This is a genomic window from Streptomyces violaceoruber (genome assembly GCF_033406955.1).
Lineage (GTDB): Bacteria > Actinomycetota > Actinomycetes > Streptomycetales > Streptomycetaceae > Streptomyces > Streptomyces violaceoruber.
Genome location: NZ_CP137734.1, coordinates 4,565,789 through 4,588,922 on the forward strand (window position 1 = coordinate 4,565,789; position 23,134 = coordinate 4,588,922).

The 23,134-nt window shown below is 71.4% G+C and carries 23 protein-coding genes, 1 tRNA gene and 2 pseudogenes; 12 read left to right on the plus strand and 14 right to left on the minus strand.

The features are described 5' to 3' along the window. Positions 1 to 87: 87 nt before the first annotated feature. Together R2E43_RS20555 and R2E43_RS20560 are read right to left on the minus strand one after the other, a co-directional pair. Positions 88 to 1,170 carry a PucR family transcriptional regulator gene (locus tag R2E43_RS20555; RefSeq protein WP_003975333.1) on the minus strand — a complete coding sequence of 361 codons (1,083 nt, stop codon included), beginning with the start codon at positions 1,168 to 1,170 and terminating at the stop codon, positions 88 to 90. Between the two features lie 122 nt (positions 1,171 to 1,292). Continuing rightward, entirely contained in the window at positions 1,293 to 1,589 is a 297-nt protein-coding gene (locus tag R2E43_RS20560; RefSeq protein WP_011029116.1) for a zinc-ribbon domain-containing protein, read from the minus strand. Between the two features lie 267 nt (positions 1,590 to 1,856). On the opposite strand from R2E43_RS20560, the gene R2E43_RS20565 reads away from it, so the two are divergent. From R2E43_RS20565 to R2E43_RS20575, 3 genes are all read left to right on the plus strand, one after another. Beyond that, a complete protein-coding gene (locus R2E43_RS20565) occupies positions 1,857 to 2,147 on the plus strand; it encodes a DUF3040 domain-containing protein (RefSeq protein WP_003975335.1) in 291 nt (96 codons plus the stop codon). 198 nt (positions 2,148 to 2,345) lie between these two features. Continuing rightward, entirely contained in the window at positions 2,346 to 3,890 is a 1,545-nt protein-coding gene (locus R2E43_RS20570) for a potassium/proton antiporter (protein WP_003975336.1), read from the plus strand. Positions 3,891 to 4,423: 533 nt separating this feature from the next. Further along, positions 4,424 to 5,635, plus strand: a complete 1,212-nt coding sequence (locus R2E43_RS20575) for a cation:proton antiporter (protein ID WP_003975337.1) — start codon at positions 4,424 to 4,426, stop codon at positions 5,633 to 5,635. A gap of 46 nt (positions 5,636 to 5,681) precedes the next feature. On the opposite strand, the gene R2E43_RS20580 is transcribed toward R2E43_RS20575, so the two are convergent. Further along, the gene (locus tag R2E43_RS20580; RefSeq protein WP_003975338.1) at positions 5,682 to 6,167 is read right to left on the minus strand and encodes a cation:proton antiporter regulatory subunit; all 486 of its coding nucleotides are present in this window, start codon (positions 6,165 to 6,167) and stop codon (positions 5,682 to 5,684) included. A 116-nt stretch (positions 6,168 to 6,283) separates the two neighbouring features. Beyond that, positions 6,284 to 6,823, minus strand: a complete 540-nt coding sequence (locus R2E43_RS20585; protein WP_003975339.1) for a helix-turn-helix domain-containing protein — start codon at positions 6,821 to 6,823, stop codon at positions 6,284 to 6,286. Between the two features lie 64 nt (positions 6,824 to 6,887). On the opposite strand from R2E43_RS20585, the gene R2E43_RS20590 reads away from it, so the two are divergent. The 3 genes from R2E43_RS20590 (at position 6,888) to R2E43_RS20600 (ending at position 9,696) form a co-directional block, all read left to right on the plus strand. Beyond that, positions 6,888 to 7,844, plus strand: a complete 957-nt coding sequence (locus R2E43_RS20590; RefSeq protein ID WP_136207536.1) for an alpha/beta hydrolase family protein — start codon at positions 6,888 to 6,890, stop codon at positions 7,842 to 7,844. A gap of 146 nt (positions 7,845 to 7,990) precedes the next feature. After that, the gene (locus R2E43_RS20595; RefSeq protein WP_240804585.1) at positions 7,991 to 8,860 is read left to right on the plus strand and encodes a CPBP family intramembrane glutamic endopeptidase; all 870 of its coding nucleotides are present in this window, start codon (positions 7,991 to 7,993) and stop codon (positions 8,858 to 8,860) included. An 11-nt stretch (positions 8,861 to 8,871) separates the two neighbouring features. Further along, a complete protein-coding gene (locus R2E43_RS20600; protein ID WP_332056438.1) occupies positions 8,872 to 9,696 on the plus strand; it encodes an MBL fold metallo-hydrolase in 825 nt (274 codons plus the stop codon). 49 nt (positions 9,697 to 9,745) lie between these two features. Here R2E43_RS20600 and R2E43_RS20605 read toward each other — a convergent pair whose 3' ends face one another. From R2E43_RS20605 to vanJ, 5 genes are all read right to left on the minus strand, one after another. Continuing rightward, on the minus strand, positions 9,746 to 10,354 hold the full coding sequence (locus R2E43_RS20605) for a D-Ala-D-Ala dipeptidase VanX-Sc (RefSeq protein ID WP_011029111.1): 609 nt from the start codon (positions 10,352 to 10,354) through the stop codon (positions 9,746 to 9,748). Then, complete coding sequence (vanA-Sc, locus tag R2E43_RS20610; protein ID WP_011029110.1) at positions 10,351 to 11,391, minus strand: D-alanine--(R)-lactate ligase VanA-Sc; 1,041 nt, start codon at positions 11,389 to 11,391, stop codon at positions 10,351 to 10,353. Before vanA-Sc ends, R2E43_RS20605 begins: the two co-directional genes overlap by 4 nt. A 10-nt stretch (positions 11,392 to 11,401) precedes the next feature. Beyond that, positions 11,402 to 12,415, minus strand: coding sequence for a D-lactate dehydrogenase VanH-Sc (vanH-Sc, locus tag R2E43_RS20615; protein ID WP_011029109.1), 1,014 nt, complete (start codon positions 12,413 to 12,415; stop codon positions 11,402 to 11,404). Between the two features lie 94 nt (positions 12,416 to 12,509). Continuing rightward, the gene (locus R2E43_RS20620) at positions 12,510 to 13,703 is read right to left on the minus strand and encodes a lipid II:glycine glycyltransferase FemX (RefSeq protein WP_332056439.1); all 1,194 of its coding nucleotides are present in this window, start codon (positions 13,701 to 13,703) and stop codon (positions 12,510 to 12,512) included. Positions 13,704 to 13,863: 160 nt separating this feature from the next. Next, positions 13,864 to 14,856, minus strand: coding sequence for a teicoplanin resistance protein VanJ (gene vanJ, locus R2E43_RS20625; protein WP_332056440.1), 993 nt, complete (start codon positions 14,854 to 14,856; stop codon positions 13,864 to 13,866). Positions 14,857 to 15,051: 195 nt separating this feature from the next. On the opposite strand from vanJ, the gene vanR-Sc reads away from it, so the two are divergent. Together vanR-Sc and vanS-Sc are read left to right on the plus strand one after the other, a co-directional pair. Further along, positions 15,052 to 15,747, plus strand: coding sequence for a VanSc-type vancomycin resistance response regulator transcription factor VanR (gene vanR-Sc, locus R2E43_RS20630; RefSeq protein WP_011029105.1), 696 nt, complete (start codon positions 15,052 to 15,054; stop codon positions 15,745 to 15,747). Then, the gene (gene vanS-Sc / locus R2E43_RS20635) at positions 15,740 to 16,834 is read left to right on the plus strand and encodes a VanSc-type vancomycin resistance histidine kinase VanS (protein WP_332056441.1); all 1,095 of its coding nucleotides are present in this window, start codon (positions 15,740 to 15,742) and stop codon (positions 16,832 to 16,834) included. The genes vanR-Sc and vanS-Sc overlap by 8 nt, the downstream gene beginning before the upstream one ends. A gap of 22 nt (positions 16,835 to 16,856) precedes the next feature. Here vanS-Sc and R2E43_RS20640 read toward each other — a convergent pair whose 3' ends face one another. Further along, positions 16,857 to 17,897, minus strand: a complete 1,041-nt coding sequence (locus R2E43_RS20640) for an erythromycin esterase family protein (protein WP_206309185.1) — start codon at positions 17,895 to 17,897, stop codon at positions 16,857 to 16,859. Between the two features lie 111 nt (positions 17,898 to 18,008). Between R2E43_RS20640 and R2E43_RS20645 the strand changes: the two genes are divergently transcribed. The 3 genes and pseudogenes from R2E43_RS20645 to R2E43_RS39120 form a co-directional block, all read left to right on the plus strand. Then, a complete protein-coding gene (locus R2E43_RS20645) occupies positions 18,009 to 18,524 on the plus strand; it encodes a TetR family transcriptional regulator C-terminal domain-containing protein (protein ID WP_240804586.1) in 516 nt (171 codons plus the stop codon). A gap of 187 nt (positions 18,525 to 18,711) precedes the next feature. After that, complete coding sequence (locus R2E43_RS20650) at positions 18,712 to 19,518, plus strand: hypothetical protein (RefSeq protein ID WP_332056442.1); 807 nt, start codon at positions 18,712 to 18,714, stop codon at positions 19,516 to 19,518. Further along, positions 19,518 to 19,604 (plus strand): annotated as a pseudogene (locus R2E43_RS39120) (transposase); the annotation flags it as partial. The gene R2E43_RS20650 and the pseudogene R2E43_RS39120, both read left to right, overlap by 1 nt. On the opposite strand, the pseudogene R2E43_RS20655 reads toward R2E43_RS39120, so the two are convergent. The 4 genes and pseudogenes from R2E43_RS20655 to R2E43_RS20670 all read right to left on the minus strand — a co-directional run bounded on the left by R2E43_RS20655 (position 19,604) and on the right by R2E43_RS20670 (position 22,472). Further along, positions 19,604 to 20,302, minus strand: a pseudogene (locus R2E43_RS20655) (nucleotidyltransferase domain-containing protein). The pseudogenes R2E43_RS39120 and R2E43_RS20655 sit on opposite strands and share 1 nt — an antisense overlap. A 182-nt stretch (positions 20,303 to 20,484) precedes the next feature. After that, a tRNA-Pro gene (locus R2E43_RS20660) sits at positions 20,485 to 20,558 on the minus strand. A 67-nt stretch (positions 20,559 to 20,625) separates the two neighbouring features. Then, a complete protein-coding gene (locus R2E43_RS20665) occupies positions 20,626 to 21,420 on the minus strand; it encodes a Pr6Pr family membrane protein (protein ID WP_332056443.1) in 795 nt (264 codons plus the stop codon). Between the two features lie 122 nt (positions 21,421 to 21,542). After that, a complete protein-coding gene (locus tag R2E43_RS20670; protein WP_136207541.1) occupies positions 21,543 to 22,472 on the minus strand; it encodes a metallophosphoesterase in 930 nt (309 codons plus the stop codon). A 120-nt stretch (positions 22,473 to 22,592) separates the two neighbouring features. On the opposite strand from R2E43_RS20670, the gene R2E43_RS20675 reads away from it, so the two are divergent. Continuing rightward, positions 22,593 to 23,057, plus strand: coding sequence for a GatB/YqeY domain-containing protein (locus R2E43_RS20675; protein ID WP_003975355.1), 465 nt, complete (start codon positions 22,593 to 22,595; stop codon positions 23,055 to 23,057). Positions 23,058 to 23,134: the final 77 nt, after the last annotated feature.

The window sequence follows — 23,134 nt, forward strand, 5'->3', positions numbered from 1 at the left end:
GAGCCCGTGCCGGCAGGGCCCGTGCCGGCAGGGCCCGTGCCGGCAGGGCCCGTGCCGGCAGGGCCCGTGCCGGGAGGGCCCGCGGGGCTAGATCTCCTGGGCGGGCCACCCCAGCAGCCGGGCTCCGATGACCGCGGTCTGCAGCGTGTAGCGGTGGACCGGGTCGGAGGCGTTCGCCCCGGTCAGCTGGTGGATGCGGTCCAGCCGGTAGGTGAGCGCCCGCACGCTGAGCGTGAGCCGCCGGGCGGCCTCGGCCGCGGTGCAGCCGGCGTCGAAGTACACCTCCAGGGTCCGCAGCAGCGGCTCGGCACCGCCGCGGGCCTCGCGCAGCGGACCCAGCACGCTCAGCACCAGGTCGGCCATCGCCTGCCGGTCCCGGGCCAGGACCGGGTAGACCAGCATGTCCGCGGCACGCACCACGGGCTCCTCCAGGCCCAGCCGGTCGGCGAGTTCGAGGGTGGTGAGCGCCTCCTCGTAGCTGTGCACGACGCCGCCCGCGCCGCTTTGCGGCCGCCCGACGGCCACCCGGTTGCCGTCCGTGGCGGCGTAGGCCTGCTTGGCGAAGAAGGTGAGGACCTCGTCCTGGTCGCCGGGCGCGATGCAGATCAACTGCCCGTTCTTGGTGGTTATCAGGACGCGCCGGTCACCGAAGCGGGAGATGAGCGCGCTCTCCACGACCCGAGTGACCGGGGCGGTGTCGTCGTACGCCTCGGGCCCCTGGGCCACCGCGACGGCGTGGGCGTGGGAGAGGACGAGCCCGAAGCGCTCGGCCCGTTCGGCGAGGCGGCCGAGGTCGCTGCGCCCGTAGAGCAGGTCGTCGATGAACTCCCGCCGCGCGGCCTCCTCCTGGCGTACGGCGAGCCGCTGGGCGCGTTCGTAGCCCTCCGCGAAGGCGTCCACGGCCTGGGCGACGGCGGCCAGCACGGTGCCCGTGGCGTCGGCGCCGGAGACCGTCGCGCCGCGGCCGGGCCAGGACGTGCGCGTGGCGTCCAGGTGCAGCCGGACGAGACTGCGCAGGCTGTGACCGGCCTCCGCGGCCTGCTCTCCGAAGAGCCTGCGCTCCTCCAGCTCGTCGCGGGTCAGCCGGCGCCCCGTGTCGGCGACGCCCGCCAGGATCTCGGCGTACCCGGCCAGGTACGTCTCCCACTGCTCCGTCTGCAGGTCCGTCACCCCGCGCCTCCCCTGCCGTTCACGCCCGGTGCGCGGTGTCCGGCAACGTGAGGGTAGTCAACGCTGCCGGAAACCGGCAACGCGGAAGGCAGGGGGCAGCGGCTAACCTCCGCCGGCCCTCGCTAGGGCCGCTGGTACGGCTGCTGGTACGGCTGCTGACCGGACGGCCCGTACGCCTGGCCACCGGCCTCCTGCGCCTGGAGCTGCTCGGCCTGCTCCCTGGTCACCTGCTGCTCGGCGCCGCAGAAGGTGCACTGGGTCGCGTACTTCGTCGAGAAGGGGAACAGCGGCACGAAGAACAGGGTGAACTTCGTGACGCGCTTCCTGAGCGTGTGCGCGGCGGGATTGCCGCACCGGCCGCACACCAGGGTCAGTATCGCGAGCTGGTAGAGGTATCCCTTGGTGCCAAAAATGATCATGGGCAGGTCCTTCCCGGTCGGCCCCCCGCGGGCGCGCAGGACACTCAGATCTTCCCCCGGCCGCGCCTACACGTCGCACGCCGCCGCATTTGGGTGCCGCCCCGGATGGCCCGGACGGGCCCGCGCGGGCGAGTCTGGAACCCACCCCCCCTTACCCGGCCGCTACGTCCTGGTGTGATCGCGATGCCCCGTCCCGCAAGGAGAGCACATGGCCCGCCCCGCTGACCGCGTCGCCCGTTCAGGGCCCCGCGTCGGGAGGAGGACCCCATGCCCGTACCCGAAGACCGTCGGCTCGACGAGATCGAGTCCCGCCTGCACCGCGAGGATCCCCAGTTCGCCCGGGCCTTCGCCGACGGCCGTCCCCGCCGCCCGCGCGAGTACCGGTACCACCGGGCCTGGCTGCTGCTCGCCGCCGCCCTGGGCGCGCTGGCCGCCGGCATGTTCCTGGCCCACGGGCTGCTCATCGCCGCCGGGCTGGTCTTCGCCGGCGTCGCCGGGGAACTCTTCGACCCGCACCGGCGCGAGCGCGGCACCCGGTGCCCGCCGTCCGGGTCCTGACCCCGGCGGGCACGGGGCGGCGGCCGCGGGCGCGTGCGGGACGGTGGGCACGTGTGCGTGCGGGGCGGCGGAGACGGGCGCGTGCGGGGCGGTGGGCATGTGCGCGTGCGGGGCGGTGGGCATGTGCGCGTGCGGGGCTGCGCATGCCGGCGCATACGGGGCTGCGCACGCCGGCGCGTACGGTCCGGAGCGCGTCCGATGACCCTGTCCGAGCTGTACGTGATGCTGCTGATCGGCGGCACGGTCCTGCTGGCCAGCATCGCCGCGGCCCGCGCCGCCCACCGCATCGGCCTGCCCAGCCTGCTGCTGTTCCTGTGCGTGGGGCTCGTCGCGGGCGAGGACGGGCTCGGCCTGCGCTTCGACGACGCCCAGCTGGCCCAGGCACTGGGTGCCGCCGCCCTGGCGCTCATCCTGGTCGAGGGCGGGCTGACCACCCGGTGGAGCGACGTCCGGAAGCTGCTCGCTCCGGCCGGAGTGCTCGCCACGGTGGGCGTGGTGGTCTCCGTGGTGGTGACCGCCGCGGGCGCGCACTGGCTGCTGGGGATCGACTGGCGGCTGGCCCTGCTGATCGGTGCGATCGTCTCCTCCACCGACGCCGCCGCCGTCTTCGCCGTACTGCGCGCCCTGCCGCTGCCGCGCAAGGTGAGCGTGCTGGTGGAGGCCGAGTCAGGCTTCAACGACGCGCCCACCATCATCCTGGTCCTGCTCTTCTCCACCACCTCCGATCTGCCGGGCCCGCTCCCCGTCGTGGGCAACCTCCTCTTCCAGCTCGTGGTCGGCGGCGTCCTGGGCGTGGTGACCGGCCGCCTGGGCGTCGCCGCGCTGCGGCACATCGCCCTGCCCGCGACCGGCCTGTACCCGCTGGCCACCGTCGGTTTCGGCGTCGTCGCCTTCGCCGCCGCCGGAGCGCTGGGCGCCAGCGGCATCATCGCCGCCTACCTCTCCGGGCTCGTCCTCGGCAACGCCAAGCTGCCCCACCGCGCGGCCACCCGCTCCTTCTCCGAGGGCGTCGGGTGGCTGGCCCAGATCGGGCTGTTCGTCATGCTCGGCCTGCTCGTCGACCCGAGCGAACTGCCGTCCGCGATCCTCCCGGCCCTGGTCGTGGGCCTGGTCCTGCTGCTGCTCGCCCGGCCGGTGTCGGTCCTGCTCTGCCTGCTGCCGTTCCGGGTGCCCTGGCGCGAGCAGGTCTTCATCTCCTGGGCCGGTCTGCGCGGCGCGGTCCCCATCGTGCTCACGACCTTCCCCGTCGTGGCGGGGGTGACCGGTGCGCGCGACGCCCTGAACATCGTGTTCGTGCTCGTCGTCCTCTTCACCCTGCTCCAGGGGCCCACACTGCCCGCCGTGGCGCGGTGGACGGGGGTGACCCGTCCGGACGCGCTGCGCGAGATCCAGGTCGAGACGGCGCCGCTCGACCTCCTGGACGCCGACCTGCTCACCGTGTCCGTCCCGCCGGGTTCGCGGCTGCACGGCGTCACCGTCTTCGAACTGCGGCTGCCGCATCCGACGGCCGTCACCCTGGTCGTCCGCGACGGCGCCAGTCTCGTCCCCGACCGCGACACCGTGCTGCGCGCCGGCGACGAACTGCTCCTCATCACCACACCCCAGGTCCGGGAGGCGGCGGAACGCCGGCTGCGCGCCGTCGGCCGCCGCGGCAAACTGGCCCGCTGGCTGGGCGAGCACGGCACTCCGGAGTCCGAGCCCTTGCTCCCCATGCACCCCGAAAAGCATCACAATGCGCAATAAGTGATGCGGTAAACTTCTTTACCGAGCCGTGATGCTCCGTCGTGCGGACGGGCTCTCAGTTCACCCAGACGGTACGGCAGTTCGAGGAGACGGGGGCAAGCCGGATGCACCAGACGCACCGAGCCGCCCCGACCGTCAGCCCCGCCGACCCGGTGAACCCCACGCGCATCGACAACACGGCCCGAGACAGCGTCCCCGAATCCTGACGCACCTCCGCGCCGCGACTGCGGCCGGCAACACCTCAGCCGACTAGGGCAGCTGCCCACCGTTTCCGCAGCCACGGGCCGCCGCCTGCCGCCCGCGCCGTAGCCGCGGGCAGCCGCAACGCCGCCGCCGCGGGCAGTCGTGCCGCGGAGGCGGGACGGGTGGGCGGTGGAGGTACCTCCCAGACCGTTCAGGCACTGGGGGAGGCACCTCCCCCCGGCAACGCCGGGCAGGGCACCTGCCCGGCCAGCACCCACGCACCCGCACCCCGCCCCCGCCCCGCAGTCCCGCACGCCCGCCGCCACCGACCCCCCGGAGGACAGACGCCCGTGCACAACACCACCGCCGTGCTCATCGAACTCGGAGCGATCATCCTCGCCCTGGGCCTCCTCGGCCGCATCGCCGGCCGCGTGGGTTTCTCGCCCATCCCCCTCTACCTCCTGGCCGGCCTCGCCTTCGGCCACGGCGGCATGCTGCCGATGCAGGCCAGCGAGGAGTTCACCGCCACGGGCGCGGAGATCGGCGTCATCCTGCTCCTGCTCCTGCTCGGCCTTGAGTACAGCGCCTCCGAACTGGTCACCAACCTCAAGACGCAGTACCCCTCCGGCGCGGTCGACTTCGTGCTGAACGCCGTACCCGGCGCCGTGGCGGCACTGGTCCTGGGCTGGGGCCCGGTGGCCGCCGTCGCACTCGCGGGCGTCACCTGGATCTCGTCCTCCGGCGTGATCGCCAAGGTCCTCGGCGACCTGGGCCGGCTGGGCAACCGCGAGACCCCCGTCGTCCTCGGCGTCCTCGTCATCGAGGACCTCGCCATGGCCGTCTACCTGCCGATCCTCACGGCCCTGCTCGCCGGCGTCAGCCTGGCCGGCGGCGCCGTCACCCTGCTGATCTCCCTGGGCACCGTCGGCGCCGTCCTCTACCTCGCGCTGCGCCACGGGCGGCTGATCAGCCGCGCGGTCTCCTCCGACAGCGCGGAAACGCTCCTGCTGGTGGTCCTCGGCCTGACCCTCGTCGTGGCGGGCCTCGCCCAGGAACTCCAGGTCTCCGCGGCGGTCGGCGCGTTCCTCGTCGGTATCGCGCTGTCCGGCGAGGTCGCCGAGGGCGCCAGCAGCCTCCTCACCCCGCTGCGCGACCTGTTCGCCGCCGTCTTCTTCGTCTTCTTCGGCCTGTCCACCAATCCGGCCGACATCCCGCCGGTCCTGGTCCCGGCCCTGCTCCTCGCCGCCGTCACCGCTCTCACCAAGGTCGCCACCGGCTGGTACGCAGCCCACCGCGCCGGCCTGCGCGGCGCGGGCCGCTGGCGGGCGGGCGGCACGCTGGTGGCACGCGGCGAGTTCTCGATCGTCATCGCCGGGCTCGCGGTGGGGGTCGAGCCCCGCATCGGCCCGCTGGCGACGGCGTACGTCCTCATCCTCGTCGTCATCGGTCCGCTCACGGCCCGGTTCACCGAGCCCCTCGCCCGCCGCCTCACCCGCGGCCCCCGCAAGGCCGCGCCGGCCACCGCGACCACTCCCGCGGAGTCGACGCACGCCAACGCGTGAGGGCCGGTCGGGGCGGCGGTCCGCGCACCGACGCGAGGGGCCGGGCTCACTCCCGCCCGAGGATCTCCGCGGCCGCGTCGACGCCCTCCCGGGTACCGATCACGATCAGCGTGTCGCCGTCGGCCAGCCTGAAGTCCGGCCCCGGGGACGGGAGCGCCTCGGCCCGCCGCAGCACCGCGACCACGGACACGCCGGTCTCGGTACGGGTGCGGGTGTCGCCCAGCAGGCGCCCGTGCCAGTGCGACGCCGCCGACAGCCCGATCCGCTCCGCGACCAGCCCCAGCTCGGCCGTCGACAGCAGACTCGGGCTGTGCTGGGCGGGCCTGAGCGCGTCGACGACCGCGGCCGCCTCCTCCGCGTCCAGCCGCAGCGAGAGCGTGGCGTCGTCCGGATCGTCTCTGCGGTACGCGCTCAGCGTCCGTGCCCCGCCCTGCTCGGCCACCACCGACAGCCGGCGCCGCTCACGGGTGACCAGGTCGTAGCGCACGCCCGTCCCCGGCAACGGTGTCCAGCTCGTACGCGCAGCACCCACGGCCGCCTCCCTGTCTCTCCGGGCCAGTCTCCGGGCCAGTCCTTCCGGCAATCCGGGACACCCTAGATCCTGCCCGGCCGGGCGCCACCATCCCGTGCCACTCCCATACGCCTCCCTTACGCCGTGCCGCCCTCCTTGTCCGGCATGACGACGAGACTGATGAGGTGGCGGACGCGGCCGTCGTCCGGTCTGCGCCCGGTGCGACGGGCGACCACGGCCTCCAGCTCCGCGACGAGGTCGGTGAATTCCTCGTCCGTCAGCCAGACCGCGCCCTGCCGGTAGAGGACGCCTTCGCGGACGGGTTCGGTGTCGTCGCGGGAGAGGTAGCGGTCGAAGTCGGCCATGAGGGCGCCGGTGAAGACGGTGAAGGCCTGCCGGTGGTCGTCCTTGGTCATGGCGGCGCGGGCGTCCTCGTCGACGAGGGCCTCGTCCTGGCGGACCCGGTAGCTGCGCTCGACCGTGCCGCGCACGCGCTTCTCCTGGCTCACCTCCAGGACACCGGCCTCGGTGAGCGTGGCCATGTGCCGGTACATGGACGCGGGCGAGACGTCGGGGAGCCGCTCGCGCAGCTGAGCCGTGGTCAGTTCACCGGCACCGACCAGGGTTTGGAGGATGCGCATGCGGACCGGGTGGAGGAGGAGATTCGAGGTAGCCATGAGACTCATGTTCTCACATCTGATAACGTTCTCGTAGTTGAGAGCAATCGAGAGAGGCGGAGCCTTGCCCGAAACCGACCTGACGGTCACCGCGGACGACGGGACCTCGCTGGCCGGCACTCTGAGCCTTCCCGCCGGTCCCGGACCGCACCCCGCCGTCCTCCTGCTGCACGGTTCGGGCCCCCTGGACCGCGAGGGCAACACACCCAGGCTGCCGCTGAACCTCGGGCGCCCGCTGGCCGACGCCCTGGCCGCGGCGGGCGTCGCCGCGCTGCGCTACGACCGGCGCGGCGCGGGGTCCACGCCCGGCGTCTGGGAGGAGAGCGGCTTCACCGACAACCGCCGCGACGCGAGCGCCGCCCTGCGCGCCCTGGCCGCCCACCCGGACATACGCCCCGACGCCGTCGGCGTCGTCGGCCACAGCGAAGGCGCCCTCCACGCGATGACCCTCGCCGCCCGGCAGGAGGTGGCGGCGGTGGTACTGCTGGCCGGGTTCGCCCGCGGGGGCGAGGCGGCCTTCCGCTGGCAGGCGGCGTCGGTCTTCGGGGGCATGCCCGCCCCGGTCCGCCTCCTGCGCCGCCCACTGGGCGCTCTGGGCGAGCGCGTCCTGGCCCGCGTCAAGCGCACCCGCACCGACGTGGCGCGCATCGCCGGTCTCCGGGTCAACGCCCGCTGGATGCGCGAGATGCTCGTCCACGACACCCGTGACGACCTCGCCGCCGTCCCGGCCGCGGTCCCCGTGCTCGCCGTCACCGGCGACAAGGACGTCCAGGTTCCTCCCGCCGACCTGGACGAGATCCGGTGCCTGGTGCCCGGCGGCCACACCGAGATCCACCGCGTCCCCGACCTGACCCACGTACTGCGCCGCGACACGGGTCGGCCCACGCTCCGTTCCTACCGTCGCCTCCTGCGTGAGCCGGTCGACCCGGAACTCCTCGCCCTCGTCGCGACCTGGCTCCAGGCCCGCCTGCGCGAGCCCTCGGGGGCCCTTGCGGAGGAACGGCGCACGACCCGCTCCTGACCGCAACGGAACAACGTCGGGCGCGCACGACACACATCGCCCACGACACACATCGCCCACGACACACATCGCCCACGACATCCCTCACCGCGGCCTCTGATACCGCGACCGTGACCTCTATTACGACGGACAACCGAAGGTTTGGCATGCCCACTTCACGTACGGCGTCGCACGGCACCACACTCGGCGCATCCGCCCACCCCGTCGCACCGGCCCCCGGCCGCAACTACCGCGCCGACCTGACCCTCTTCATGGTCATCGCCTTCGCCGTGAGCTGGCTCTCCTGGGGTACGGCGATCGCGCTGGGCGGCACGGAGACGAACGAAGCCGCCAACGCCCCCTACATGCTCGGCGCCTTCGGCCCCCTGATAGGCGCCCTCGTCATCCGTGTGCGCCGCCGCCGACGCGGCGAACCCGTCCCGGAGCATGTGGTCCCCTTCCGGGCGGCACTCCTGCTCAAGGCCGTACTGCTGCTGGTACTGGGCTCGGCGACCGTGCTGGCCGCCGCCCTGCTGGCGAGCCGTGCGGGCGGCCCCGAACTGAGCCTGGACGTGGCCAAGGACGCCGTCGAGGACTTCGGCGGGCCCGCCGCGTTCCTCGTCGGCATGCTGGTCAGCGGCCCGCTGTCCGAGGAGCCCGGCTGGCGGGGCACTGCCTACCCGCGGCTGCGCGAGAAGCTCGGCACCCTCCAGGTCTGCCTGGTCCTGGGCGTCACCTGGGCCGTGTGGCACCTCCCGCTCTTCTTCATCGACGGCACCGTCCAGCACGACCTGGGCCTCGCCACCCCGAGCGGTGTCCTGTTCGTCGTCAGCAACATCCCGATGGCCATGCTGGTCACCGCCGCCTACGAGCGCGCCGGCATCGCCGCCTCGATCGCCGTGCACTTCGCCGTCAACGCGACGATGATCCTGCTCGCCGTGGAGGAGCCCGAGGTGCAGGCCATGATCCTCGGCATCCAGGCCCTGACGGTGACGGCCCTCCTGCTCACCCACCGCACAGGACGGCAGCGCTCGTAGACTCCGCGACCATGAAGGGCGATCTCCGCTTCACGGTCCTCGGCAGCGCGAGCCCGTACCCCCGGGCAGGGAATCCCTGCTCGGGGTACCTCGTCGAAGGCGGTGGCGGTGGCGGTGGCGGTGGCGGTGGCGGTGGCGGTGGCGGTGGGGGTGGGGTCACCCGACTGTGGATGGATGCCGGAAGCGGGACGCTCGGCGCGCTGCGCGAGCACATACGCCTGGACCAGCTCGACGGCATCTGGATCTCCCACCTGCACGCGGACCACTGCGCCGACCTGCTGACCGCGTACTACGGCCTGCTGTACGCGGAGGTCGAACTCGCCGCCCCCGTCCCCCTGCTGGCACCGCCCGGCATCGCCGACCGGCTTGCCGACTTCCTCACCAACGGCCCGGCGCGGAGCCCGGTCGAGGACGCCTTCCGGGTCGTCGAACTCCACGACCGACACCGCGCCCGCATCGGTGGCCTCACACTGACCAGCCGCGCCGTGTCGCACGGGATGCCCGCCTTCGGGGTCCGCGTCGAGACCGAGGACGGTGCACGTCTCGCCTACTCCGGGGACAGCGCCCCGTGCGAGGCGCTCACCCAGCTCGCCGACGACTGCACGGTGCTGCTGTGCGAGGCGGACTCCGCGCAGGCACCGCCGGCCGGTACCGAGGCGGTGCACCACACCCCGGAGGAGGCGGGCACGACCGCCGCCACCGCCGGCGCGCACCGCCTGGTCGTCACCCACCTCGGCCCGTTCCTGGAGCCGTCGGCCGCTCTCGACCGGGCGGCGGCGCGCTACCAAGGCCCGGTGGAGTACGCGGCGCCCGGCCGCACCTTCGTGGTGGCGTGAGCGTGGCCCCGCTTGCTCGGCCCGGCTGCTCGGCTGCTCGGCTGCACGCCTACGCGATGGGAAAGTCGAAGTAGGTGTCCGGGTGCGGCTCCTCCTTCAGCGTGTAGTGCCACCACTCGCAGGCGTATGAGGCGAAACCGCAGGCGGCCATGATCGAGCGCAGATGCCGTCGGTTCGCCGCCTCGGCCCGCGGGACGTCTCGGGCGTCGTGATGCGATATCGGGTCCATGAGGTCGTGGCCGCCGCCCATGGCCGCGAGTTCACCGGTGGTCAGGTGGTACAGCGTCAAGTCGACGGTGGCACCTCGGCTGTGGCCCGACCTGGCGGCCACGTACCCCCTGTCGAACATCTCGGCCCTGCCGATGTTCGGGTAGTGCCGGGCCTTCGTCCGGCCGTCCTCCGGCTGTTGTGACCAGCGGAGGAAGCAGTCCACGGCGCGCTGCGGGCGGTAGCCGTCCCACAGGAGCAGCCCGAAGCCGAGGTCTTCGGCCCGTTCTTGCGCCCTTCCCAGAGCCGCGCACAGGGCCTTGGTGCCGACGATCCGGTTCGCCAGGTATCCGTCCACGGGTTTGCCGGTGAAGTTGTCCCAGGTGGCGTACTTGGCGTCCCACCGGATTCCGGACACCAGCTCGTCCACGAAGGCGAAGTCCCCGGTCATCGGAGCTTCCCCGTCAACGCCAGGGACAGCGTCCGGTCGATCACCTCGGACAGTGGCAGCCCCGCGGCCGCCATCATCCTCGGATAACGGCTGTACGAGGTCATGCCGGGCAGGGTGTTGACCTCGTTGAGGACGACTTCCCCGTCCTCCTTGAGGAACATGTCCACGCGGGACAGCCCCCGGCATCCCAGGGCTCGGTACACGGCCTTCGCGGTCTCCTGGACGAGCGACCGCTTCTCCGTCGGGATGTCGGCGGGAACGACCGGCGTCGAGTTCTCCGAGCCGTTCTCGGGCTGCTCCTCCTGGTGGATCCGGAAGAATCCGTGGGAGAGCGCGATGCGGTCCACCTCGCCCACGATCAGGTCGGGGTCGTTCCCCAGGATGGCGCAGCCGACCTCGCTGCCGACGACGGCCGCTTCGATCAGCACCTTCGTGTCGTACCGCCGGGCGGACTCCACCGCGGTCGCCAGGTCTTCCGGGCGGCACACCTTGCTGACGCCGAAGGACGACCCCGAACGGGCCGGCTTCACGAAGACGGGATACGTGAGCCGGCCGGGATCGATGGTCTCGTCTCCTGTCACGGTCCAGAAATCCGGCGTGGCGATCCCCGCGCTCCTGGCGACGACGTACGCAAGGGATTTGTCCATGCACAGGGCGGAGCTCTGGACGTCGCAGCCCACGTACGGAATGCCGGAGAGCTCCAGCAGCCCCTGCGTCGCACCGTCCTCACCGAGGGTGCCGTGCAGGACGGGAAGGACGACGTCCAGGCGGACCGACCGGTACTGCCCCTGCTCCAGGACGAGCAGCCCGTGCACGCTCCGGTCCGGTGACAGCACGACCGGACGGCAGTCGCCGTTCTCCCAGTCCTGGCCTGGCCCGTCGCAGAGTCTCCAGGCGCCGTCCTTCGTGATCCCCACGAAGAACGGCTGGTACTTCTCGGTGTCGAGGTTGCGTGCGACCTCCTGGGCGGACTTGACGGAAACGGCGTGTTCTTCGGAAGAGCCCCCGAATACGATGCCGACCTTCAACCTGGCCAACTTGTCCGACTCAGCCATGCTGTTTCCTGCTTCCGAAATTAAGGCAGTTGATGATGGAGTTCTCGACCGTGTCCATCAGGGCGTGGTCGGTGTAATAGGCGGTGTGCGGGCTGATGAGTACGTTCGGCATTTTCTGCAGCCGCGGGAGCCACGTGCTTTCGATGGTTCTGTTTCTGCAGTCGGCGTAGAAGATCCCTTCCTCGCCCTCGATGACATCCAGCGCCGCACCGCTCAACCTGCCGCTCTCCAACGCCGGTACCAGCGCTTCGGTGTCGATGAGCGGGCCGCGTCCGGTGTTGATGACGAAAGCGCCACTTTTCATCCGCCGGATACGGCTTTGATCGAGAAGGTGATGCGTGTCCGGGGTCAGCGGTACGTGCAGCGACACGATGTCGCTCGACCGCAGCAACTCGTCGAGAGAGACGTAATCTGCCGCGATGGTGGGCCGTTTTCCGTAGGCCAGTACCCGGGAGCCAAAACCCCGCAGCCTGTCCACGACCGCCGCACCGATACGCCCCGTCCCGATCACTCCGACGGTCAGGTCGCGCAGCTCCTTACCGCGTATCTCGTTCAGCCGGTAGTCGTGCAGCTCCGCGCGGCGGACGGTGGATTTCGCGTTGCGCACCGCCATCAGCATGAGCATCAGGGTGTAGTCGGCCACGCCGGCGGGGGAGTAGGTGACGTTCTCGACGGATATCCCCACGCCGGCCGCGTATGTCACATCGATGTGGTTGTAACCGATACTCCGGGTGGATATGTACGTCACGCCGGCCCGGTGGAGAGCGCGGAGAGTGGCAGGTGTGACCGGGGTCTTGTGGTCAATGCTGATGCATTGGTTTCCGGCCGCCATCTCGGCGTTCTCTTCGGATACGGCGGCCTCCGTGAGAGTCGCCTCGACGCCGAAACGGGGTGCCGTCCGGCGGAACAAGGCGGCCTCGTCCCGCCCGCAGCCGTAAACCGTGATTCTCGTTGCCGGGAGGAGCGGTGACGGTGGAGGGGCCGAGGAGGTCGAGGAGAAGGTCATGCCTCTATTCAAGGCGCCTCGGTGTTGCCGTCCCGTATGCGCTTTTCGATATCCTGACGATATATTACCTATCAGTAATGTCGTGGGTGGCGGCTCATCGACCACGTCGCTTCATATAGAGGTCGAAGGTCCGGTACACCAGCGGCCGCAGCGGCAGGTCCCACTCGCCCACATATCGCACGGCCCGACCGCCGGTGCCGACCTTGAACTTGATCAGTCCGACGTGCGGGTCGTCCGCGTCGAGGGTCGGAGTGATGCCGCGCAGGTCGTAGACGTCGCAGTCGGCGGCGAGCGCGTCGCGGATCATCGCCCACTGGCAGGCGTTGGAGCCACGCACTTCGCGCTTCCCGGTGGACGAGGCGCCGTAGGCGTACACCGCGTGGGTGCCGACCCGGACCATGACGGTGGCGGCGACCAGGTCGCCCCGGTGACGGGCCAGATAGAGCTTGATCCGCTCGGGGTCCTCGGCACCGAGCACGGCGAACATGGTCGCGAAGTAGCGCAGTGGACGGGGCGTGAAGCGGTCCCGCTCGGCGGTGTGGACGTAGAGGTCGTGGAACGCCTTCACGTCGTCCGCGACCGCCGCCTCCCCTGCTGCGGCATACCCGGGCGTGGCATCCCCGAGCGTCACCTCGACGCCCTCCTTGGCCGCCTTGCGTATGTTGCGCCGCCAGAGCTGGTTCATGCCCTTGAGCAGGTCGTCCTCGGTTCTTCCGGCCAGTGGGACCTCGTACTTGAACTGCGGATGTCCGACCCCGAAGCCGTCCTCCGGGCTCTGCGGCAGCCAGCCGGCGTCCCTGAGCCGGTTCGTCACGTGGGCGCCGACCGGGTCGGTCCACCGGGTGGGCAGTCCGGTGAGCCGCCGCGTGCCCGGATCGGCGATGCCCTCCTTGATCTCGTCCGCGCTCCACACGTCCGTGCACACCGGCGGACCGAGCCGTACCGCGAACGCACCGAGTGCCTTGAGATACGCGGCCAGCGGATCGAGCCACGCGTCGATGTCGCCGGTCCAGTCGATGACCGGTCCCTCGGGCAGATAGGCCAGCGTGAAGCGCTCGAGCCGTGGCACCGGCCGGTGCAGGACGAGCCCGGCACCGACCAGCCGCCCGCTGTCGAACCAGCCCAGGGACTCGCTGCGCCACTCTGTCTTGACGCGCCCCCAGGCAGGGGTCTGCAGGAAGCTGACCGAGCGCTGCGCCCGCACGAACGCCAGGTGCTCGGCGGCGCTGATCGGCCGGACGGTCGGCCGCGTCGGGGCCGTTGTTCGTACTGGTTCGCTGTAGGCCATGCCCCCAGTCAAGGCGGCGGGACGTTGCCGACGCGTATGCGGTTTTCGATACGCCGACGATATTTTCCGGGCCGGGCCGGGCCAGGTCGGGCCGGGTCGGGCAGAGCTGGGTCGGGCAGGGCTGGGTCGGACCGAACCGACCGCACCCTGCCCGTCGGGCTCACCAGCTGACCCCCGCCGCCACGGGCAGGTGGTCGCTGCCGGTGGCGGGCAGCGTCCAAGAACCGGTCGGCTCCACGCCGCGCACCAGTATCTGGTCGATCCGCGCCACCGGGAACTTCGCCGGCCAGGTGAAGCCGAACCCGTTCCCGGCCGCCTCCTGGACCGAGTGCAGCTGCGAGGTGATGCCCGCCAACGCGCGGTCGTCCACGGTGCCGTTCAGGTCGCCGAGCAGCGCGATCCGCTCACTGCGGTCGGCGGCGAGGGCCTCGCCGAGCGCCCACGCGTTCCGGTCGCGGGAGTCCGTCCAGAACCCCGCCCGGGGATTGAGCCGTACGGAGCCCAGGTGGGCCACGTACACCACCAGCGGGCCCTTTTCCGTGGCCACCGTGGTGCGCAGCGCTCGGTTGCCGGCCATCGTGACGTCGGCCGGTTTGGTGTCCGCCAGCGGCCCGTATTCCGTTGCGATGTCGACCGGCCGCGTGCCCGACAGCGGCAGCTTGCTCCACAACCCGACCGTGCCCTGCACCGTGTGGTACGGATACTCCCTGGCCAGCCCCTTCTCATACACCTCCCGGTCCTGTGCGGTGATCTCCTCCAGCGCCAGTACGTCCACTCCGGAGGCAGCCAGGTCGCGGGCGGTGCCGGCCGGGTCCGGGTTCTCGGCGCCGACGTTGTGGGAGGCCATGGTGAATTCGCCGCCCGCGCCTGACTTGTCGCCGAGCAGCCCGCCGAAGAGGCTCAGCCACACCGTGACCGGCAGCACCAGCGCGGTCACCGCGGCGGCGGAGCGGCGCCACAGCGCTCCGGCGGCCAGCACGGGGACGAACAGACCGAACCACGGCAGGAAGGTCTCGACCAGGCTGCCGACGGACCCGAACCGGTTCGGAATCTGCGCGTGCAGCATCATCACGAGGCCCAGCAACAGCGCCGACACCGTGAGTACCGGCGCACGCTTCCAGAGCTCCGGCCGGGCGGCGCTGCGGAGCACCACCCGTGACAGCCGTCTCCGAGCCGGTGCCGGCGCCGGTGCGGCCGGCGCTGGCGCTGGCGCTGGTGGCGCTGGTGGCGTTGGCGGCGCTGGTGGTGAGGTCTGACGCATACGCCCAGTGAACGCGGCAGCGTGTTGCCGGCACGTATGCGGTTTTCGATATGCCGACGATATGTGGCGACTCGTAATCTCGACACCATGCGTGTGCTGATTGTCGAGGACGAGCCCTACCTGGCGGAGGCGATCCGCGACGGCCTGCGCCTGGAGGCCATCGCCGCCGACATCGCTGGCGACGGCGACACCGCGTTGGAGCTGCTGAGTGTCAACGCCTACGACATCGCCGTCCTCGACCGCGACATCCCAGGCCCCTCCGGTGACGAGATCGCCGAACGCATCGTCGCCTCCGGCAGCGGCATGCCGATCCTCATGCTCACCGCGGCCGACCGCCTCGACGACAAGGCGTCCGGCTTCGGGCTCGGCGCCGACGACTACCTGACCAAGCCGTTCGAACTGCAGGAGCTCGCACTCAGGCTCCGGGCACTCGACCGCAGGCGCGCCCACAGCAGGCCTCCGGTGCGGGAGATCGCCGGCCTGCGCCTCGACCCGTTCCGCAGGGAGGTCTACCGGGGCGGCCGCTACGTCGCGTTGACCAGGAAGCAGTTCGCCGTGCTCGAAGTCCTGGTGGCCGCCGAGGGCGGTGTCGTCAGCGCCGAGGAGCTCCTGGAACGCGCGTGGGACGAGAACGCCGATCCGTTCACCAACGCCGTCCGCATCACCGTCTCGGCCCTGCGCAAGCGACTGGGCGAACCGGGGATCATCGCCACCGTGCCGGGCGTCGGCTACCGCATCGACACGGCACCCGTCAGCGAGCAGGCGGGCGGCGACGGTGGATAGGCGCCCCGGTCTGAGCGTCCGCCTCAAGCTCACCCTCAGTTACGCGGGATTCCTGACACTCGCGGGCGTCCTGCTGCTCGTGGCCGTGGGAGTGTTCCTCCTGGACCAGGGCTGGTTGCTCACCAACGAACGGGGGGCGGTGAGAGCGACTCCGGGCACAGTCTTCCTTCGCAGTTTCGCCCCCACGGCAGCCTGGGTCATGGCGTTCCTCCTGGTGTTCGGCCTCGTGGGCGGCTGGTTCCTCGCCGGACGCATGCTCGCCCCCCTGGACCGCATCACCGAGGCCACCCGCACGGCGGCGACCGGATCCCTCTCCCACCGCATCCAGCTGCCGGGCCGCAGGGACGAGTACCGAGAACTCGCCGATGCCTTCGACGAGATGCTCGCCCGCCTCGAAGCCCACGTGGCCGAACAGCGGCGCTTCGCGGCCAACGCCTCGCACGAGCTGCGCACCCCGCTGGCCGTCTCGAAGGCCATCCTCGACGTGGCCCGCACCGACCCGCACCAGGACCCCGGCGAGATCATCGACCGACTCCACGCCGTGAACACCAGGGCGATCGACCTCACCGAGGCCCTGCTCCTGCTCAGCCGCGCCGGCCAGCGCTCCTTCACCCGGGAACAGGTCGACATGTCCCTCCTCGCGGAGGAAGCCACCGAGACCCTCCTCCCCTTCGCGGAGAAGCACGGTGTCACCCTCGAGACCAGGGGCCACGTAACCCTCGCCCTCGGGTCACCGGCCCTCCTCCTCCAACTGACCACGAACCTCGTCCACAACGCGATCGTCCACAACCTCCCCGGCCGGGGCAGAGTCTGGATCCACACCGCCGCCGGCCCCCGCACCACGCGGCTCGTCGTCGAGAACACCGGCGACCTGATCAGCCCCCACCAGGCCTCGACCCTCACCGAACCCTTCCAGCGTGGCACCGAACGCATACACACCGACCACCCCGGCGTCGGCCTGGGCCTGGCCATCGTCAACACCATCACCCAGGCCCATGACGGCACCCTCACCCTCACCCCACGCCACAGCGGGGGCCTCCGCGTCACGGTGGAGCTGCCCGCGGCCGCTCCGCACACCGGCAGGTGAGCGCCAGGGCCCGCCCATCGGCTCAGCGGTAGCTCTGACCGTCCTTGACGCTTGTGAACGCCCAGAGGCGGGCCGCCTCGACGCGGTGCAGATGGATGACTATGTCGTAGGAGCGGCCCAGGGCGGTCTCTGGATCCTGGTCGGACCAGTACAGGCCGTAGGAACGGGTGGGGCGGGCGGTGTCGAGCCAGGCCCGGGCCGCGGGCGGGGCGGTGCGCAGGTCCAGGGCGAAGTCGCGATGGCGAACCTGGTCCAGGGTGTGCTCGTTGTGCCCGGCCGGGGCGGGGTCCACGGCATACTTCTGCGGCTGCCCAGCGGTGAAGTCGGGCAGGGCGTTGAGGCTGCCCTCGCTGAAGGTCAGGCCGACGCTCACGTACTTCCTGCCGAGCTTCTTGCGCAGGAACGCGCCAACCGGTTCGGGAAACTCCTGCGGGTTGTCGCTGGTGTAGGCGACGTGGCCATTGTTGGAGGCGAGCAGGATCCTGCCGTTCGTGTGGGCCAGCCACCAGGCGGTGTTGTCGGCCATGGCCTGGTCCCGGTAGCGCATCCGCTCCGGGAACTCCTCGTCGGGAAAGGCATACCCGGTGAAGCTCTGGGCGACGGCGGTGGCGTTCTGGACGGCCCAGTTGTAGGCCCGGCCTGCGGAGCCCCGCGGCCGCCCCGACGCGCACAGGAGGGTGAGGGCGCGCTCCGCACGGGCGGCCTCGGCCCGGCGGGACGCGAGGTCCTTGGCCAGCTGCTGCCCCATCCAGGCACCGGCCGACGCGCTCCGGGCAGGCCGTAGCCCGGCGTACAGGGTGGCGATCCGCTCGGCGACACCGGGCCGGTGCGCGGTGACGTACGAGGTGACCTGGTCGAAGGCTTCGGGCCCGGGATAGCCGAGGTCGTTGCCGACGAAACGGAGCGTCGGCCGGCCGGGGTGGCTGACGTTGTAGTGCCGCATCCACCGGATGAGATCCAGGTACTCGTCGGTGTTCCAGAAGACGTACTGGCCCTGGAACTCCTCACGCATGATCTGCTCCGGGTCACCGAGACCGCGGGTCAGGTAGGTGTCCAGACGCAACCCGGTGCTCCAACTCGCCTCCAGGACGAACGTGGTGAAGCCCCGCGTGATGGCCAGCTGCTCTCTGGAGCCGGGCGCTGCCTGGAGGAAAAGGGCTGGGCGCGGATCACCGTGCGCGACATCGCCGCCGCCTCGGGCATGAGCATGGCCGCGATCGGTAACCACTTCGGCTCCCGCGAGGCGCTGCTGACCTCAGCCCTCATCGAGGCGATCGACGAATGGGGTACCCGGCTCGGCCGCACCCTGTCCGCGTACGGCTCCGAAGGCGCGAGCGCAGCCGAGCATTACGAGGCCCTGTGGGCAGCGGTCATCGGGTCGTTCACCGAGGACCGCACGCTCTGGCTCGCCACCCTCGAAGCCCTCGTGCAGGCCGAACACTCCGACGACCTGCGCCGCTACCTCGCCACCGGCCAGGCCCAGGGCCGCCGAGGTCTCGCCGCCCTCCTGCGCGGCACCTCCGAGGACGACATCGACGACGCGACCGCCCGCAGCCTGGGTTCGACCCAACTGGCCCTCTTCACCGGCCTGATGACCCAATGGCTCACCGACCCCGTTCAGACCCCCCGAGCCCCCGAGGTCGTCTCCGGCCTACGAGCCCTCGCACACCTCGTCCGCTCGGAGGTCTAACGGCCGGACGATGTCATTCCGCGCCGCGCTCGCCGGGCGCCTGGAGGGGCTGGTACTGGACTGCTGCAAGGGGCGACCGGCTCAGGCCTCTCCGGCGCTGTGCCGAGAACGGCGTCTGCCGCGCGGCCCGGCATGCGCGCATCGCTCTATAGTCACCGTGGACCGCAATCGTCGGGGGGCGGAGTACATGCGACGTACAGGATCGCTGGTCACGGTGGTTCTGCTGAGTGCTGTGGGCGCGCTGCTGCTCGGCGCGTGCGGGACGCTTCACGCCGGTTCCGACGGCGCTGCGACGACGCCGACGGAGTCCGAGCGGTGGCAGACATTCGCGCCGATCAGGGTGACCGCCGCCCGGCTCGCCGACGACCGCCGCTCGCTCAGCGTCGACGCCGAGGTTCCCGGCCGCGGGAAGACGTGTGTGCGCGACGTGAAGGCGGTCGTCACCGACACCTCGGATCGCACCGTGTGGGTGCAGGTGACGTACTCCGCCCTGACGGGCGGCTCCCCGCGCTCCGACTGCCGTGCGACCGCGACGGCGACGGCGAAGGTGCGACTGCCGTCCCCGCTCGGCCACCGGGTACTGTCCGTGGACAACTTCACGGCGTTCACGGCGGACGGCGCCGACCCGCCCCACCTGCGCCTGTGCGGCGAACTCGGCTGCCACCCCGCGCCCACCGGCTGTACCTCCGCCTCCTACGACCAGGCGGTGATGGCTCTCGACGTGCCGAACCACACCTCCCGCGGCGATGAGCACTGCGACGGGAAGTGGCTGGTGTTCGACGTCTCCTCGCGCATGGGCCCGGCCTGCCCGGAGGGCGCCGGTCCCGGCTGCGGAGCGAGTCTCGCTGACCGCTGGTTCTTCCGGGCCGAGAAGTCGGGCTGGCAACCGATCGCCCGCAGCACGAAGGCCGGATGCACCGATGTGCACGGCATCGAGCCCGCTTTCCCCTCCGCCCTGTGCGCCGACCTCCCTCCGCTCAAGCGGTCGAACTAGAGAAGTTCACCCCCTTCTTACGGTTCGACACCCGGATCCACAGGACCGTCTGCGCGACGAACGCGATCGAGTCGGTGAACGCCCGTCAGGAAACTCCAGCGCGCTTGTAGCCGACCCACAACCGGTCGCCGACCTGCCCGAGCACCTCGTCGACGACGGTCACGAGAGGCTCCGCCCTTCCGTCCAGCACCTCCCGCAGGCCGTGGTGGAGGCGTGTGCTGAGCCCCGGCAGGGTTGTTTCGAGGCGGTGCGCCAGCCACTTCCCACCGCCGCCCCCAGGATCCGGAAACCGCCGGCGCCGGTTCGCCGGTCCGACGTACCAGTTAGGTCGCGATGAACAGCCGCTCGCGTGGGTCGTCGCGTCCCGCGGGGTCGTCGAGGGTGTCGGTGATCGCGTCGCGGCGGGGGTCGATCTCTTCCGCCGACGCCGGGGGTGGCCCTGCGTCGGTCAGTGTCCGGGCCTGTGCGGCGAGGCGCGCTCCGAGCCCGTCGGTGTCGAAGAGCAGCAGCCCGTCGGCACACATCCACAGCAGCGGCGACCTGCGCGTGGGCAGTTCCCGTTCGATGTAGGCGTGCCACGTCGCTTCGGTGTGCACGGACATCTCCACCGGTCGGCCGGCGTACTGGAGGCTCTCGCGGTAGGGCGCTGGGGTTCCGGGGAGCAGCACACCACCACGTCGAGGTCCGACGTCGCCGTGCGGCGGCCTGTCGCGACACCGCCGCCCAGGAACGCGGTGCGCGCTTCGGGGCGCTGTTCCTCTACGACGGCGCGTGCGGCATCCATCGCATCCCTGGGCCAACTATCAGCACCGGTTCCGCCGTGCGCACGCGCTTTCACCGTCCGACCTGCCGCGGTGAAGGTGAGTGGGAGACACCCCAGCCACGTGCAGAGTGTCCCCTGCCCCCGGAACCACTCAGGGGCCCGACCCGCTAAGCGGATCAGGCCCCTGACCTGGTACTTCTCTGTCGGGGTGGCGGGATTTGAACCCACGACCTCTTCGTCCCGAACGAAGCGCGCTACCAAGCTGCGCCACACCCCGATTGTCGCTGCTCGTCGCGGCGACGTCGTTTACTTTAGCCCACCGGTGGCCGGAGACGAAATCCGGTTTATCGGGGGCGGCGGACCGGGTCCGGGCGGATGTGGTCCAGGGCCACGAGGAGTACGGCCAGGGCGTAGAGGGCGAGGCCGACGAGGAGGGCGTTGCCGAGGACGATCTTGTAGCCGTGCTGGGCGACGTCGAGGAAGGGGTAGAGGTAGCGGTCCTGGGCGTCGGGGAGGAGCAGCTCGCCGCGGGCCAGGGTGAAGGCCAGGTAGGCGAGGGGGTACAGGAGCCATGCGGGCGCCTGGCGCAGGTGCAGGCGGCCGGCGGGGGTGAGGAGGAGCCAGTCCAGGGCCGCGGCCACCGGTACCGCCGTGTGGAGGATGTGGGTCGCGGCGGTCTGCCATGCGGTGCCGGTGCCGGTGCCGGTGCCGGTGCCGGTGCCGATGCCCGTGCCGGTGCCGTCGGGCGTGGCGAACGGGCTCGATGCGTGGGCCAGGAGCACGTGGTGGACCAGGGCGGCGGCGATGACGTAGAAGAGGGCCGCGCCCGTGAGGGCGCCCGGCAGTGGGTGGTGGGCGGACCAGGCGCACCGGGCAGAGGCGAGCATGACCAGTGCAAGCAGGATGCCGCTCTGGATCGTGAAGTGGCTCAGGGCCGTCGTGGGCGGGATGTCGGCGGCGAGCAGTTCGATCGCCACGCCGGTCAGGGCCAGCAGGGCGATCAGGCCGCGGAAGGCGGCGACCGGGCGACGGCGGGCCGGGATCAGTACGGCCCGTGCCGGTACGACGGTGGGCGGCAGGACGACGTGGCCCGGGATCGGGGGGAGGTCCGGGATGTCCCTGGGTATCGGGGCTGTCATGGCCTCAACGTAGACAGACCAGACATAGTGGGCTATGTGGGTGGGCCGTGTGGGTTACCCGGTTGCCCGGTTGCCCCGGCGACCGTCTGGATTCGGCCGCAGCCTCCCCCCCCGGGGGTCGGTCAGCTCTCCCGGCCCACCAGCGTCAGCAGCGTCGCCTCCGGTGGGCAGGCGAAGCGGAACGGGGTGTAGCGGTTCGCGCCGCAGCCGGCCGAGACGTGGAGATGGGCCGTGTGACCGTCGGACGTGTGCGTGGACAGGCCCTTCACGCGGTCGGTGTCCAGGTCGCAGTTGGTGACCAGGGCACCGTAGAAGGGGATGCACAGCTGGCCGCCGTGGGTGTGGCCGGCCAGGATCAGGGGGTAGCCGTCCGCCGTGTAGGCGTCCAGGACGCGCAGGTACGGCGCGTGGACCACGCCCATCGAGAAGTCGGCCGTGGGGGACGGGCCGCCGGACACCTCGGTGTACCGGTCCCGCTTGATGTGCGGGTCGTCCAGTCCCGTCAGCTCGACCGACACGCCCTCGATCTTGAGCGTGCCGCGGGTGTTCGTCAGGTTCTGCCAGCCCGCGGCGTCGAAACCGTCACGCAGGTCCTCCCACGGGTTGTGGATGGCACCGACGACGGGCGGGTTGCCGTTGAGGCCGTGGCGGCCCTGGACCTTCTCGAGCAGGTACCGGGCGGGGTTGCGGGGCCGCGGCCCGTAGTAGTCGTTGGAGCCGAAGACGTAGGCGCCCGGGAATTCCATCAGGGGGCCGAGGGCGTCCAGGACCTCGGGGACCCCCTCCGGGTCGGACAGGTTGTCGCCGGTGTTGATCACGAAGTCGGGACGCAGCCCGGCCAGCGACCGCAGCCAGCGCTGCTTCTTGCGCTGACCGCCGACCATGTGGATGTCGGAGACCTGGAGCATCCGCAGGGGACGCATCCCGGACGGGAGGACGGGGACCGTCACCCGTCGGAGGCGGAAGGAGCGGGGCTCGATCCCCGCCGCGTAGACCAGACCGGCGGCGCCAACCGCCGTGACTCCCAGGGGTACTCCGTATCGCGCGCGCATACGTCCATCGTGTCAGAAGCGGAGGGGGAAGCGGCGCCGGGAGGCCGGCCGCGGTCGCCGTCACCGTGGGCGCGGAAATCGGCGGGCGCCGTTCCTCGCGTACCTGCGACAATCAGGTCCATGACCACGCTCAAGGCGAAGCTGCACGACGACCTCAACTCCTCGATCAAGGAGCGCGACGAGCTCCGCTCCTCCACGCTCCGGCTGACGCTGGCCGCGATCACCAAGGAGGAGGTCGCGGGGAAGGAGAAGCGCGAGCTCTCCGACGACGAGGTGCAGAAGGTGATCATCCGCGAGGCGAAGAAGCGCCGCGAGGCCGCCGAGGCCTTCGCACAGGGCGGCCGCGCCGAGCAGGCCGAGCGGGAGAAGGCGGAGGGCGAGGTGCTCGCCGCCTACCTGCCGAAGCAGCTTTCCGACGACGAGCTGAACGCGATCGTCGCGCAGGCCGTGCAGGAGGCGAAGGCGGCCGGCGCCGAGGGACCGCGGGCCATGGGCGCCGTGATGAAGATCGTGAACCCGAAGGTGGCCGGGCAGGCCGAGGGCGGCCGGGTCGCCGCCGCGGTCAAGAAGCTCCTGGCCGGCTGAGCCGTCGCGGCGTCGTCCTTACGACGCTTACGACGCGGCCAAAGCCGGTCACGCCGTGACGCCGGCAACACGGGTGA

What these genes read in the sequence shown, in the direction of transcription:
- R2E43_RS20560 (WP_011029116.1), bottom strand. Translation starts at nt 1,589, where the DNA reads ATGATCATTTTTGGCACCAAGGGATACCTCTACCAGCTCGCGATACTG.
- R2E43_RS20565 (WP_003975335.1), top strand. Translation starts at nt 1,857, where the DNA reads ATGCCCGTACCCGAAGACCGTCGGCTCGACGAGATCGAGTCCCGCCTG.
- R2E43_RS20570 (WP_003975336.1), top strand. Translation starts at nt 2,346, where the DNA reads ATGACCCTGTCCGAGCTGTACGTGATGCTGCTGATCGGCGGCACGGTC.
- R2E43_RS20585 (WP_003975339.1), bottom strand. Translation starts at nt 6,823, where the DNA reads ATGGCTACCTCGAATCTCCTCCTCCACCCGGTCCGCATGCGCATCCTC.
- R2E43_RS20595 (WP_240804585.1), top strand. Translation starts at nt 7,991, where the DNA reads ATGCCCACTTCACGTACGGCGTCGCACGGCACCACACTCGGCGCATCC.
- R2E43_RS20600 (WP_332056438.1), top strand. Translation starts at nt 8,872, where the DNA reads ATGAAGGGCGATCTCCGCTTCACGGTCCTCGGCAGCGCGAGCCCGTAC.
- R2E43_RS20605 (WP_011029111.1), bottom strand. Translation starts at nt 10,354, where the DNA reads ATGACCGGGGACTTCGCCTTCGTGGACGAGCTGGTGTCCGGAATCCGG.
- vanH-Sc (WP_011029109.1), bottom strand. Translation starts at nt 12,415, where the DNA reads ATGACCTTCTCCTCGACCTCCTCGGCCCCTCCACCGTCACCGCTCCTC.
- R2E43_RS20620 (WP_332056439.1), bottom strand. Translation starts at nt 13,703, where the DNA reads ATGGCCTACAGCGAACCAGTACGAACAACGGCCCCGACGCGGCCGACC.
- vanR-Sc (WP_011029105.1), top strand. Translation starts at nt 15,052, where the DNA reads ATGCGTGTGCTGATTGTCGAGGACGAGCCCTACCTGGCGGAGGCGATC.
- R2E43_RS20650 (WP_332056442.1), top strand. Translation starts at nt 18,712, where the DNA reads ATGCGACGTACAGGATCGCTGGTCACGGTGGTTCTGCTGAGTGCTGTG.
- R2E43_RS20665 (WP_332056443.1), bottom strand. Translation starts at nt 21,420, where the DNA reads ATGACAGCCCCGATACCCAGGGACATCCCGGACCTCCCCCCGATCCCG.
- R2E43_RS20670 (WP_136207541.1), bottom strand. Translation starts at nt 22,472, where the DNA reads ATGCGCGCGCGATACGGAGTACCCCTGGGAGTCACGGCGGTTGGCGCC.
- R2E43_RS20675 (WP_003975355.1), top strand. Translation starts at nt 22,593, where the DNA reads ATGACCACGCTCAAGGCGAAGCTGCACGACGACCTCAACTCCTCGATC.